At 59.5% G+C, this 12,362-nt stretch carries 11 protein-coding genes; 3 read left to right on the top strand and 8 right to left on the bottom strand.

What is annotated here, in order from left to right:
* Positions 1-4 precede the first annotated feature (4 nt).
* The gene (locus tag LRS06_RS14380) at positions 5-2,011 is read left to right on the top strand and encodes an OmpA family protein (RefSeq protein ID WP_257872105.1); all 2,007 of its coding nucleotides are present in this window, start codon (positions 5-7) and stop codon (positions 2,009-2,011) included.
* 207 nt (positions 2,012-2,218) lie between these two features.
* On the opposite strand, the gene LRS06_RS14375 is transcribed toward LRS06_RS14380, so the two are convergent.
* The 3 genes from LRS06_RS14375 to LRS06_RS14365 form a co-directional block, all read right to left on the bottom strand.
* Positions 2,219-2,719, bottom strand: coding sequence for a DUF6702 family protein (locus tag LRS06_RS14375; RefSeq protein WP_257872104.1), 501 nt, complete (start codon positions 2,717-2,719; stop codon positions 2,219-2,221).
* Between the two features lie 137 nt (positions 2,720-2,856).
* Positions 2,857-4,167 carry an RIP metalloprotease RseP gene (rseP, locus tag LRS06_RS14370; RefSeq protein WP_257872103.1) on the bottom strand — a complete coding sequence of 437 codons (1,311 nt, stop codon included), beginning with the start codon at positions 4,165-4,167 and terminating at the stop codon, positions 2,857-2,859.
* A 127-nt stretch (positions 4,168-4,294) separates the two neighbouring features.
* The gene (locus LRS06_RS14365) at positions 4,295-5,461 is read right to left on the bottom strand and encodes a 1-deoxy-D-xylulose-5-phosphate reductoisomerase (protein ID WP_257872102.1); all 1,167 of its coding nucleotides are present in this window, start codon (positions 5,459-5,461) and stop codon (positions 4,295-4,297) included.
* Positions 5,462-5,619: 158 nt separating this feature from the next.
* Between LRS06_RS14365 and LRS06_RS14360 the strand changes: the two genes are divergently transcribed.
* Positions 5,620-6,111 carry a hypothetical protein gene (locus tag LRS06_RS14360; RefSeq protein ID WP_257872101.1) on the top strand — a complete coding sequence of 164 codons (492 nt, stop codon included), beginning with the start codon at positions 5,620-5,622 and terminating at the stop codon, positions 6,109-6,111.
* A gap of 76 nt (positions 6,112-6,187) precedes the next feature.
* Here LRS06_RS14360 and LRS06_RS14355 read toward each other — a convergent pair whose 3' ends face one another.
* The 3 genes from LRS06_RS14355 to LRS06_RS14345 all read right to left on the bottom strand — a co-directional run bounded on the left by LRS06_RS14355 (position 6,188) and on the right by LRS06_RS14345 (position 7,806).
* The gene (locus LRS06_RS14355; protein ID WP_257872100.1) at positions 6,188-6,757 is read right to left on the bottom strand and encodes a hypothetical protein; all 570 of its coding nucleotides are present in this window, start codon (positions 6,755-6,757) and stop codon (positions 6,188-6,190) included.
* A gap of 121 nt (positions 6,758-6,878) precedes the next feature.
* Complete coding sequence (locus tag LRS06_RS14350) at positions 6,879-7,325, bottom strand: 3-oxoacyl-ACP synthase (protein ID WP_257872099.1); 447 nt, start codon at positions 7,323-7,325, stop codon at positions 6,879-6,881.
* Positions 7,318-7,806, bottom strand: a complete 489-nt coding sequence (locus tag LRS06_RS14345) for a hypothetical protein (protein WP_257872098.1) — start codon at positions 7,804-7,806, stop codon at positions 7,318-7,320. Before LRS06_RS14345 ends, LRS06_RS14350 begins: the two co-directional genes overlap by 8 nt.
* Positions 7,807-7,907: 101 nt before the next feature.
* On the opposite strand from LRS06_RS14345, the gene LRS06_RS14340 reads away from it, so the two are divergent.
* Positions 7,908-10,121: a response regulator gene (locus LRS06_RS14340; RefSeq protein ID WP_257872097.1), complete on the top strand. Its 2,214-nt coding sequence runs from the start codon at positions 7,908-7,910 to the stop codon at positions 10,119-10,121.
* 36 nt (positions 10,122-10,157) lie between these two features.
* On the opposite strand, the gene LRS06_RS14335 is transcribed toward LRS06_RS14340, so the two are convergent.
* Positions 10,158-10,580 carry a LytTR family DNA-binding domain-containing protein gene (locus LRS06_RS14335; RefSeq protein WP_257872096.1) on the bottom strand — a complete coding sequence of 141 codons (423 nt, stop codon included), beginning with the start codon at positions 10,578-10,580 and terminating at the stop codon, positions 10,158-10,160.
* Between the two features lie 168 nt (positions 10,581-10,748).
* Positions 10,749-12,242 carry a GH3 auxin-responsive promoter family protein gene (locus LRS06_RS14330; RefSeq protein ID WP_257872095.1) on the bottom strand — a complete coding sequence of 498 codons (1,494 nt, stop codon included), beginning with the start codon at positions 12,240-12,242 and terminating at the stop codon, positions 10,749-10,751.
* Between the last annotated feature and the right edge of the window lie 120 nt (positions 12,243-12,362).

Here is a 12,362-nt window from a genome sequence, read left to right as displayed (position 1 = left end):
TTGTATGCCCTACCTTATCCGTTCTGCGTGGCTCTTGCTGGCTCTGATGTTTCTGGCCTTCGGGGCCGAAGCTCAAGGCAGCCTGCGCCAACGCCCGCTCAACCCCCGCCAGGTTCGTCAGCTCCGGTTGCGGCCCGATGGCACGCCGGAATTTCTGAACGTCAACCGCCTGCCTTACTTCTATAATAAGAAGGCGCTGAAAGCCATTCAGCAGGCCGAAAAGCGCCACAACTATGCCCAGGCCCGCACCCTGCTGGAGCAGTACGTGTCGCAGTTCGGCATCGAAAACTTCTACCGCGACACCAATCTACTCTGGCGCCTGGGGCAGCTTAGCGAACGGGCCAATCAGCCCGAAAAAGCCAAGGCTTACTACCGCCTGGCCCTCAAGCACCACCGCCAGGACATCCGCAAGGTACAGCTGTACTACGACTCGCTGGAGCAGAAGGAAACCGACTTCTACGTGCCGCTCAAGGAATACTACGCCTTGGTGGAGTACCGGAAAAACATTGCCACCTTCCGGCCGCCCAAAGGCGTGTACACCACCATGGGCTCGGCCATCAACTCCGATGCTCCCGACTACGGCCCCGCCATTACCTCGGACGCCGATTTGCTGATCTTCTCCTCCAAGCGCAAAGTCCGCGGGCTCTACAGCGTGGTGGACGAGGATTTGTACCTCTCCCGGCGCGAGGGCGAGTACTGGTCGGACGCCGAGCCGCTGCCCAAGCCCATCAATTCCCAGTACAACGAGGGCTCGGCCTGCCTCAGCAAGGACGGCAAAACCATCTTCTTTGCCCGCTGCGAGTGTATGGAGTGCAACGGCAACTGCGACCTGTACACGGCCACGCTGGGAGCCAACGGCGAGTGGAGCGTGCCCGTGAGCCTAGGCCCTCAGGTGAATTCCAAGGCCTGGGACTCGCAGCCAACCCTGTCGCCGGGCGGGGATACGCTGTATTTCGCCTCCGATAGGCTCGGCGGTTTTGGCATGTCGGACATCTGGTACACGCGCAAGCTGAAAAGCGGGCAGTGGTCGGCGGCGGAGAACATGGGGCCAATTGTGAACACCCGTGAAAGCGAAGTCAGCCCGTTCTACCACCCGCTCTACCATGTGCTGTACTTCAGTTCGCGCGGGCAGCTGCTCAACTTCGGCGACTTTGATATCTACAAAACCTACCGCGTGCGGGGACGCTGGCAGGAGCCCAAGAACATTGGGCCGCTGGTGAACGGCAAAGGCTCGGAGTATTACTTCACTATCGACGGCGACTCGAAAAACCTCTACTACGCCCGCTCAGAGGAGAAAGACCTCAAGAACCTCGACCTCTACTCCTTCCCGCTGCCCATGGAAGCCCAGCCCCTGGCTACCACGCACGTAGAAGGCACACTCCTGGACTCGCTTTCCAACCGCCCGCTCAACGGTATCGTGAGCGTAATTGATACCGACAACGGTATTGAGGTAGCCAGCAAGTACCTGCGCGACGACGGCTCCTTCGACTTCGACCTTATCGAAGGGTCCCACTATGTGCTGCTGATTCAGAGCCCCGACTTTTTCTCGGTGGAAAAGCAGCTGGAGCTGAAGGGCGACACGGTGATGAAGCTCATGACCAACTCCATCAACTACGGGCTGCCGCTGATTTTCAAGAACATCGAGTTCGACCAGGACAAGGCCAGCATCCGGGCCAGCATGTACCCCGTGCTCGACCGGATTGCGCTGTTTATGGTCGACCACCCCGATTTCCGCCTGAGCATCGAGGGCCACACCGACTCGCGCGGCAACCCCGAGTTCAACGAGAAACTTTCCCAGGACCGTGCCGAGGCCATCCGGCGCTATATCGAGCAGAAGGGCAAGCTCAAGCCCAACCGCATCGATAGTATGGGCTACGGCAGCACCAAGCCGCTCAAGGACGAAATAACGGAGGAAGATGCCCGCACCAACCGCCGCGTGGAGTTCCGCATCATCAAGCCCGAGGGCAGCAGTGACGGCGGCAAGGATGCTGGTGGCGGCTCAGGCTGGTAGAGCCTTATTGGCCTCACCCCCGGCCCCTCTCCCTTGGAGAGGGGAGCCAAGAGCCTGCCCGGCGCAGCTGCTTCGGCTCACGCTTCCGCAGCCGCTACCATGAATAGAATTGTTTATATACGACAACGCCTCGGCTTACCAGCCGAGGCGTTGTTTTGTTAGGCTCCCCTCTCCACGGGAGAGGGGCCGGGGGTGAGGCCAATAAGGCTACCAGCTGAGCGTTTTGCTTTCCTCTCCGCCCCGGAACAGAGTGCTTTGCTTCTGGCCGCCAGCCTCCAGGTTCACGATGTTCATCTGGTCGTTGAACTCGGCCAGGAGCAGCTGGTGGCGCAGGGAAATGCCGTGGAGCTTCTGGGCAGGCAGCTTAATGGTGGCGTAAATCCAGTGCGCGTCGCCCTCGTGCTGCATGCCCAGGTAGGTGAGCGGCAGCGTTTCGCCGGGCTTGGTGCCGAAGTGCAGGGTGCGTTTCAGGTAAGCGGCCACGAGCGGGGAAGTTTGGGCCGCAGGCATTTCCACCAAGCTTACGGGCCGCGGCTGGCCCGCCGACAGGGCTTTCTCAAAATCATCGGTGAAGACCTTGAGGGCAATTTCTAGCTGCTGCTTGGGCGCGTTGTAGCGTACATCCATCAGGCTGGTATGGTAGGCGTGGGCCAGGGCTACAAGGCTGCACAGCAGCAGGGCCGGCAAAAACAAAACAAAACGACGCATAGCAGTAGAAAAACGCAAAACTCCCCGCCATAAACCGAATCTGGCCGGGCGGGGCTGGTTGGGAACGGCTGCCGTTCAACAATCAGACCACTGGCGGGAGTTTCGGTTGCAGCGGGGAGTTTTCCTCGAACTGAACGCTAGAACAGGGACTTGATGAGGTCGTTGAAAATCACGAACACCATCAGGCACAGAATCATGGCCATGCCTACTTTCTGCGCGTTTTCCAGGAATCTATCCGAAGGCTTGCGGCCCGAAATTATTTCGTAGGTCAGGAACATTACGTGGCCGCCATCCAGCGCGGGCACGGGCAGCAGGTTCATGAAGGCCAGCACCATGGACAGCATACCGGTGAGCGTCCAGAACTTCAGCCAGTCGAAGGTGGCGCCGTACTGCTGGGCAATGGCCATGGGCCCACCCAAGGATTTGCGGGCCGAAGCCTCGCCCCGGAATATTTTACCGAAGGCCTTGATCTGGGTGGTGATGATGCCGAAGGCCTGCTTAGCACCCGCCGGAACCGACTCAACCAGGCTATACTCCCGCGTGGCATAGTTCAGCAACGACTTGGGCCGGAACCCGACTTTGCCATCTTCGTCCACGTTGACTTTCAACGAAACCGTTTGACCATTGCGCTCCACCAGCAGAGGAGTTTCCTTGCCGGCGTTTTCTTTCAGCGCCTGCTGCAGCTCCGGAAAAAAGGTGATGCGCTTACTGGCTACCTGGGCAATCCGGTCGCCGGCCAGCAGGCCTGCTTTAGCGGCGGGTTGCCCCGGTACCACCTCGGCTACCACAAATGGGTCGAGCGGAGCCACAAACAACGACTGATCCTGGTCGGAGAGGCGGTCCATGAAGTTGGCGGGCACTGGGACGTCAATCAGCTGACTACCACGCTCTACGGTGTAGTAGCTACCCGAGCCCAGCACCACCTCGGGGCTGTACACGTCGTTGAACTCGGTGAACGGGCGGCCATTGATCTTCACGATTTTGTCGCCGGTGCGGAAGCCGATTTCCTCGCCCAGCTTGTTGGGCACCACGCCGTAGCGCACCTCGGAGGCCGGCAGGTAACTTTCACCATACAGGAAGGTGATAACCGAGAAAATCAGAATACCGGTGATGACGTTGACGATGATGCCGCCGAGCATCACAATGAGGCGCTGCCAGGCGGGCTTGGCGCGGAACTCGTAGGGCTGGGGCTCCTGCTTCAGGGCCTCCGTGTCGAGCGACTCATCCACCATGCCGGTAATCTTCACGAAGCCGCCCAACGGAATGGCCCCCAGCATGTACTCGGTTTCGCCGATCTGCTTGCTGAAAATCTTGGGCGGAAAGCCAATAGAGAACTTCTCCACGCGCATTCCAAACCACTTGGCCGTGAGCATGTGCCCGAGTTCGTGCACGCCTACCAGAATCGTCAGCCCTAGAATGAGCTGCCCGGCCATCACTAAAATATCCATTCAGTTGAGAGTTGTCAGTTGAGAGTTGTCAGGCTGCGGTTCGTACTACAAGTCAGGGAAGTGTAAATGTCTTATTGTCGGCTGGGTTTCCCACAAGTCCTGACAACTGACAACAAATAACCGACAACTATAATCGAACCAGCTCCTGGGCTACGCGGCGCGTTTCGGCGTCGGTTTGCACGTAGTCGTCCAGGGTTGGGGCGGCAAGGTACGAAACCCGCGCGAGGGTCGTTTCCACTACCTCCGACATTTGCAGGAAGCCAATTTTTTCGCGCAGGAAAGCCGCCACCGCTACCTCGTTGGCCGCGTTGAGGACGCAGGGCGCGTTGCCCGCCTGACGCATGGCCTCAAACGCCAGGGCCAGGTTGCGGAAGGTACTGGTATCGGCCGGCTCGAAGGTAAGCTGCGGATAGTCCAGGAAACTGAAGCGCGGAAACTCATTGGCCAGCCGCTGCGGGTAACCCAGCGCATACTGAATGGGCAGCTTCATATCGGGCAGGCCCAGCTGCGCTTTCAGGGAACCATCCTCGAACTGCACCAGGGAATGAATGATGCTCTGCGGATGCACTACCACGTCTATCTGGTCGTTGCGCAGGCCAAACAGCCACTTGGCCTCAATCACCTCCAGCCCTTTGTTCATCAGGGAAGCCGAGTCGATGGTAATTTTGGCGCCCATATCCCAGTTGGGATGCTTGAGGGCCTGGGCTTTGGTTACCTGGGCCAGCTCGGCGCGGCTGCGGCCCCGGAACGGCCCGCCCGAGGCCGTGAGGATGATTTTCTCAATCGGGTTTCGCTCCTCCCCTACCAGGCACTGAAAGATGGCGGAGTGCTCGGAGTCGACGGGCAGCAGCCGCACGCCGTGCTGCTTCACCAGGTCGGTAATCAGCTGGCCGGCTACTACCAGAGTTTCTTTGTTGGCCAGGGCAATGTCTTTGCCGGCCCGGATGGCACGCACCGTGGGCAGCAGCCCGGCGTAGCCTACCATAGCCGTCAGCACGATGTCGGCGTCGGGGCGGCCGGCCACGTCGGCCAGGGCGGCGGCTCCCGTCAGCACTTCGGTTTCCGGCTGACTGGCCAGGGCCGATTTCACTTCCGCGTACTTGCCTTCGTCGCCGATAACTACTGCCGCCGGCCGGAACTCGCGGGCCTGGGCTACCAGCAGCTCGGCGTTGGACTGCGCCGACAGGGCCGTAACGGTGAAGCGGCCGGGCTGGGCGCGGAGCACGTCCAGGGCCTGCGTGCCGATGGAACCGGTGGACCCAAGCAGGGTGACGCGTTTAAGAGAAGAAGACATGGTGGGAAGTTCGGAGAAGAACGCGGGGCGCGGAAAGGCAAAAGTACGGGGAAGTTTCCCGCGCCGCCATTCTCTTCCCCATTTGAAGCCCCGCGGTACGTAGCGCGGCCCTACCCTAGCAAGCCGTACTTTTGCGCCTGCCGTATTCTGTTACCATCATGAATAGCCCTACTTCCGATTCCAGCCTCTCTGCCTTCGATAAAGCCCGCAACGGCCTTTGGGTCAGCCTGCAAAAGCACCTCGAAACCGTATACGCCGCCGAAAAGAGCTTCCGCGCCGCCATACCTCGCACCGAGGACCTGCCGTTTTCGGCGGCTCAGGTAGAGCCGCAGCAGCTGTTTGAGTACCAGCAGCAGCGCGCCGAGCTGCGCGACCTGTACTTGGACGAAACCGCCCAGCTCGACAGCCTGGTGAAGGCCGTGCGCCTGAAAAGCTACCAGGAAGACGAAAAAAAGCTGCTGTTGCTCATGATTCTGGGCTACATGGACGTGGCTGCCACCATCTTCGCGCTGCTGGATACGCACCGCCCCAGCCGCCTGGAGCCCGATGAGGAGTTGGCCGAAACCACTGCCAGGTTCGAGCGGATTCGCAATTTCGTGCGCCTCAACATCAAAGGAATTTCGGGTTTGCTGCCGAAGCTGGGCGGGTGAGTTGGTCGTTGTCAATTGTCAGCCCAGTACTTCAAGTCTAATTACAAACAACCAACAACTATATACTGGCTTTCATCTAGTCCTGCAGGGGCTCGATTTTGGTGCGTTGATACTTGCGCTGGCTTGCCGGCTGAAATTTGTCGTGCGCTACTGTATAGAGCGTTACCGTAGAATCAATATTGGCTGTAACTGACAGGCTATCCTCAGCCCCGACTGAAGTCTGGACAGCAGTGATACGGAACCGGGCTGGAGTTTCAAACCGTCCGTAGGCTTCTGACATCTCGCTGCCATCGGCCGCGAAATGGGCTACTTCCTGCTGGCCGATAAGTTGATGTCTGGCGTCATATACCAGACGCAGCAATTGGAATAGGTACTCGCCATCGTCGTGCAGCACGGTTATTTCCTGGCGGGCGGGCGTATTTTCCTGCAAGGAGTAAAAATAGTAGGGTGCCTGCTGCCGTTCGGCCGGGCGGCGCGGCCGGATTTGCAAGTAGCGCTGCTCTTGAGCTGCCGTGAGCTTCACCAGCTTCTCAGTTCCCAGGTCAAACCCACTGGTATCACTGGTTCGGTACACAACCCGAAACGTATCCAGCCTAGGCACGGTAAACCACGCCGGATCCAGGAAACCATCCGGCTGAACGCGCACAACAACCGGGGCGGTAGCGACTGAATCTGGGCGAGCCGCTGCGGCCTTTTCTTGCTTTTGCTCCGTTTGCGTACAGGCCAGACATACGGTTGCTAAGGCCCAGCTTATTTTCTTTATCAGCTTACTGAATAGCCAGGAGTTGGATGGATTTCCCGTTGAATACTACCTGCCCGCCAACCCGCTGGCCGGCCAGCGCCGCTGCTACCGGGGCCGCCGCCGACACGGCAAAGTACTCCTGCCCCTCTACCACCAGTTTGCCGGCGCTGATGCTGATATAGAACCAGCCCAGGCTGGTGTGCACCAGGGCGCCGGGCCGTACGGTGTCGCAGGGCAGCTCGGGGTGAATGCGCTGTAGTTCGCCCAGCAGTTGGCGGGCTTGCTGCAGCTGCACGGCGTTCCGGTCCCGCTCGTTCTGGGCCATGGCGCGGCCGGTTTCGTACTTGTCGCCGGCGCTGCTCTTGGTTTCGGAGTTGGCCGATTCCTGCGCCGCCTGAATGGCCGCCTGGCAGGCATCGATACGCTCCTGCACGTAGGCTAGGCAGAGAAGGTGGAGGCGGGGTTTAATCATTATCATTGGTATCTGGAGGGAACCATCCACTATTAAGAAGTGGAATAAGCTCCCTAATCCGTGCCTGGCTTTGCCCGGTTAAATCCAGGCACACGATTGTTTCAATAGGAGCGTGAGCCATGTTGGGTGCTAAAGTAGCCGCAAACCACAATCCTTCGTCAATAGAGCTGTCGGCCGTAGTTACCGGGGCAAAGTCATAATCGTACGGCTGGTGATGTTTCTCTTCCCAGCGCAATGCTGCGCTTACAATTTCCTCATCAAACCAATCTTCCAAGATGTGCGCTGCAGTACCCGCGCAACAGAGACCAAATGGGCGGTTCTTTACGCATTCAACTGTTACCTGATCGAAAAGCTCTTTATTGATTTCGTCTGCCAGTACCAGCAATAGCCAACTATTTAGCGGAAGCTTGCCGGGCCAGGCAGCATCTTGGCCAGCGTTTAAATATAGTATCTGATATTCCCCAAGTTTATTGGTTAGCATACTTTCATTTGGCTAAATGGAGGTATCAAGCAAGATTTCGTTTGGCACTACTTTCCTGGATCTACTACCCAAGTTGCAGCATTTTGGCTTATTCTTACGCTATGCCCACCATTCCCAACTCTCTGGCTGCTCAGCTGCTCGCCCAAAGTCCCAACCCTGTGCTGCATCTCACGGGGGCTGGTGCGGTAGCGTACGCCAACCCGGCAGCCGAAACACTGCTCGGGCAGCTGGGCACCGAACAGGAGGCAGCCGTGCTGGCGCAACTGCTGGCCTTGCCCACCGCGGCGGATATTTCGCTGAATGGCCAGCACTACCAGGTGGCCGTGGTGGCCAATGCCGATACGCGGACCCTCTATTTCACGGATACAACCGCACGGCAGCTCACGGAGCAGCGGGCTTTTTTCGAAACCGTGTTTCATCATTTGCCCACCGGGGTTGCCATCTTCGACGCCGACCAGCGGTTTCTGTACGTGAACCCGGCAGCCGTGCGCAACGACGAAGTGCGGGAGTGGCTTATCGGTAAGGATAACTTTGAGTACTGCCAGCACCGAAACCATCCAATTACGATGGCCGTGGAGCGCCAGCAGAAGTTTGAGCTGGCCGTGCAGCAGCGGGCCGAAGTTATGTGGGAGGAAACGGTGCACGGGCTGGCCGGCACGCGTCGCTGGCTGCGCATCTATCATCCGGTCTTCGATGCCGACGGCTCCCTGCGCATGGTGGTGGGCTCCAGCGCCGATATTACGGACCGCTACCTGGCCGAGCAGGAAACCACCCGGGCCCGGCATGCGGCCGAAGCGGCCGTGCGGGCCCGCGAAACGTTTCTGGCCAATATGAGCCACGAAATCCGTACACCCATGAACGGGGTACTGGGCATGGCCGGCCTGTTGGCCCGCACGGAGCTGAGCACCCAGCAGCAGGAGTACGTGAGCATCATCCGCAACTCCGGCAACCACCTGCTCTCGGTGCTCAATGATGTGCTGGACGTGGCCAAAATCACGTCCGGCAAGCTGGAGCTGGAGCATATGCCTTTTGATTTGGGCAACGTCATCCGCATTGCCACCCAGACGCAGGTGTTTCGGGCCCGGGAGAAGGATTTGCAGTTTGTGCTGGAACCGCTGGATCTGCCGGAAACCCTTGTGCTGGGCGACCCGCACCGCCTTAGCCAGGTGCTCCTGAATTTGCTCAGCAATGCCATCAAATTCACCCAGCAGGGTGAAGTGCGCCTGCTGGCCCGCTGCCAGCAGGAAACCGATATGGCGCTGATGGTTCACTTCCGGGTAAGCGACACCGGCGTGGGCGTGCCGGCCAGCAAGCAGGAATCCATTTTTGCCAGCTTCGCCCAGGCCTACGCCGACACCACCCGCAACTTCGGCGGCACGGGCTTGGGCCTCACCATCAGCAGCACATTGGTGGAGCAGCTGGGCGGCAACCTAGTGCTGTGCAGCGTGCCGGGCGAAGGCAGCACGTTCAGCTTCACGCTGACTTTCCCAAAGGCCCCTGCGGGTTTCGTAGCGGAGCAGCATACTCCCACTCTCCACGATGCCGGGCTGGTGCAGGGCTGGCGCGTGCTGCTGGTAGAAGACCACGACGTAAACCGCCTGCTGGCTCAGCTGGTGCTGGAACACTACGGCATACTGGTAGACGCCGCCGTGAGCGGAGCCGCCGCCCTGCAGCTGTTTGAGCAGCACCGGTACCAGTGTATTCTGATGGATATTCAGATGCCGGACATGAGCGGCCTGGACGTGACGGCCGCCATGCGCCGCCACCCCGATGACGCGCGGGCCCGCACGCCCATCATTGCCCTCACGGCCAACGCCTTCCGGGCTGACAACGAAAAGTACCTGGCTGCCGGCATGGACGACTGCGTGGCCAAACCCTTTGATGAGGCTGAATTGCTGCGCAAAATGCTGGCCCTGCACCAAAGAAGCGTCGCCAGCGCACCGCTTTTCGACCTGCACGACCTGCACCAGATGGCGCACGGCAGCCCCACGTTTGCGCGGCGCATCCTGAAATCCTTTCTTGAGCAAACCCCGGCTGTACTGGCGCAGCTGCAACAGGCTGCCACTGCTACGGACTGGCCGACCGTAGCTATGTGCGCCCATAAGCTTAAGCCGTCCCTCAAGCTTTTGCGCAGCCCGGAACTGCTGGTGGCCGTTCGGGAGCTGGAAAACCCGGCCGCAGAAGCCGCCGGGCGCCTGGCTGCCTCACATCAGCTTTTGAACACGCTACCAACGCTGCTGGTGCAACTGCAAGCCTACCTTGATGCTGATTCAACAAAGCGGCAGAACACCGGCGAAACCTCTGGCACAGTATAGCAGATCCAAGGTTGTATCGCTCCCCGCAAACTTGTGCTAAAGCCGCTGGGTGTCGTGGGGGTGCAGCCGCTCCGTTACGCGCCGGACGGCCTGTACAAACCGCTCGTAGGTGAAAGGCTTAACCAGATAGTCGACTACCCGTAGCTCGAATGCGTCCCAGGCAAAGTTTTCGTGCGCCGTAGTCAAGATTACCTGGGGCGGCTGGGGTAGCAGGCGCAACATGTCAAGGCCGTTCAGGTCGGGCATTTCCACGTCCAGAAACAACACATCCACCTGCTGCCCGGCGCTGAAAAATTCCAGCCCTTCTACGCTTCCGGTGAGCATAGCTTTCAGGTGTAGCTTGCCATTCAGCTGGATGAAATGCTCCAGCGACAGACGGTTGATTTCGTCGTCATCCAGGATGGCGCAGGTCAGGAGTGCCCCTGAAGAAGCGGGGCTGACGGCGGGGACATCCTGCATAAAAACTCCTGGCTGAAAAAGGGAAAATCAACTTGTATGGCCTTTCGGAAGAGCCCTGCGAGGCAAAGTACGAAGTGTAGTGCAAGTATGAAATTCAAGCGTCGCTCTGCATCCATCTTTAACGCCCAAGCCGGGCACTTCTGCCGCTACTTCGCAGACGATGATAAACTATGGTAAGGTCAGCCCTTGCGCCAACTTTCGGTCGTTGCTCAGGCGCGGCACTTTGTTTTGGCCCCCGAGCTTGCCCTGGCTTTTCATGTAGCGCTGAAAGGCCCCGGCTGGCAGAGGCGTGAGCAGCAGCGGGGCCAAGATGTTGCCGGCCAGCAGGTCGTCGTAATATACGTTGCGCTGGCGCAGGCCCGCATCCAGGGCTTCGGCAAAGGTGACGAGGGAGCGGGGCGGATGAGCAAACTCAATCAGCCACTCGTGGCGGGAAAGAACGGCGGGGTCGTCGCTTACGCGGGGTGCTACCGTAAACTCCACCACTTCGGCCTCGGGGTGCTGGCGCATGGCCTCCCGCAGGGCCTGCTCCACTTCCTCCCCAATCACATGCTCCCCAAAAGCCGACAGAAAGTGCTTGATGCGGCCCGTGACGACCACCCGAAACGGATATTTCTGGGTGAAGCGCACGGTGTCGCCGAGGGAGTAGCCCCAGAGGCCGGCGTTGCTATTCAGCACCACAGCATACTGCTGATCCAGTTCCACCTCAGCAATGGTGAGGCGGAGCGGGTTGGGCTCAAAAAACCGCTCAGCGGGGATGAACTCGTAGAAAATACCGGCATTCAGCAGCAGGAGCAGGCCTGGGTTGCCGGGCTCATCCTGAAACGCCAGAAACCCTTCCGAGGCCGGAAACAGCTCTATGCTATCCACTGGCCGGCCAATGGTTTCGAACAGCTTTTTGCGGTAGGGCTCGAAGTTGACACCCCCGTACACGAACAAGTCGAACTGCGGGAATACCTCCCCCACCGGCCGGCCCGCGCGCTGTACAATCCGGTCGAAGTACATCTGCACCCAGGGCGGAATCCCCGAAATGAGGGTCATGGGCTGGCGCAGGGTTTCTTCCACGATGCGGTCCAGCTTCTGCTCCCAGTCTTCGATGATGTTGGTTTGGTCGCTGGGCAGCTGGTTGCGGCGCAGGTAGGGCGGCACGTGGTGATTGGCAATGCCCGAGAGCCGGCCCGTATGGATGCCGCCCACCGTTTCCAGCTCTGGGGAGCCCGACAGGAATATCAGCTTACCATCCAGAAAACGGCTTTTCCCGGTGCGGTGCACATAATGGAGCAGCGCGTCGCGGGCCCCGTTGATGTGGTTGGGAATACTGTCCTTGGTGATGGGAATGTATTTAGCGCCGGAGGTGGTGCCGCTGGTTTTGGCCAGGTACAGCGGCTTGCCCGGCCAGAGCACGTTGGCCTCGCCGGTTTTCAGGCGCTCAAAGTAGGGCTTCAGGCCCTCGTAGTCGCGCACGGGCACGCGGGCAGCCAGATCCTGCGCGTTGCGGGCGGTGCCCAGGTCATGGTCGCGGCCGAAGCTGGTGCGGGCGCCCTGGCGCAGCAGTTCACGGAGTATCCGCTGCTGGGTACCCACGGGGTCCTGTTGCCAGCGGGCGTACTGGCGAGCTACGTAAGCGGCCAGCGGCCGGCTCAGAACAGATTTGATTCCCACGGATGATGAATGAGTGATTGAGTGAATGAGTGAGAAACCACCATCGGCCCAGCACTGCCAGTTTCGGTCAAAAATAGGGTTTCCCTCTTTGAAATAGACGAACGACTTATCCTTTACACG

Source organism: Hymenobacter sp. J193 (assembly GCF_024700075.1).
Taxonomy (GTDB): Bacteria; Bacteroidota; Bacteroidia; order Cytophagales; family Hymenobacteraceae; genus Hymenobacter.
This window is presented reverse-complemented; position numbering and strand designations above follow the sequence as displayed.

Excerpts from the sequence above, each read along its gene's own strand:
- LRS06_RS14380 (WP_257872105.1), top strand. The coding sequence starts at position 5 with ATGCCCTACCTTATCCGTTCTGCGTGGCTCTTGCTGGCTCTGATGTTT.
- LRS06_RS14375 (WP_257872104.1), bottom strand. The coding sequence starts at position 2,719 with ATGCGTCGTTTTGTTTTGTTTTTGCCGGCCCTGCTGCTGTGCAGCCTT.
- rseP (WP_257872103.1), bottom strand. The coding sequence starts at position 4,167 with ATGGATATTTTAGTGATGGCCGGGCAGCTCATTCTAGGGCTGACGATT.
- LRS06_RS14365 (WP_257872102.1), bottom strand. The coding sequence starts at position 5,461 with ATGTCTTCTTCTCTTAAACGCGTCACCCTGCTTGGGTCCACCGGTTCC.
- LRS06_RS14360 (WP_257872101.1), top strand. The coding sequence starts at position 5,620 with ATGAATAGCCCTACTTCCGATTCCAGCCTCTCTGCCTTCGATAAAGCC.
- LRS06_RS14350 (WP_257872099.1), bottom strand. The coding sequence starts at position 7,325 with ATGATTAAACCCCGCCTCCACCTTCTCTGCCTAGCCTACGTGCAGGAG.
- LRS06_RS14345 (WP_257872098.1), bottom strand. The coding sequence starts at position 7,806 with ATGCTAACCAATAAACTTGGGGAATATCAGATACTATATTTAAACGCT.
- LRS06_RS14340 (WP_257872097.1), top strand. The coding sequence starts at position 7,908 with ATGCCCACCATTCCCAACTCTCTGGCTGCTCAGCTGCTCGCCCAAAGT.
- LRS06_RS14335 (WP_257872096.1), bottom strand. The coding sequence starts at position 10,580 with ATGCAGGATGTCCCCGCCGTCAGCCCCGCTTCTTCAGGGGCACTCCTG.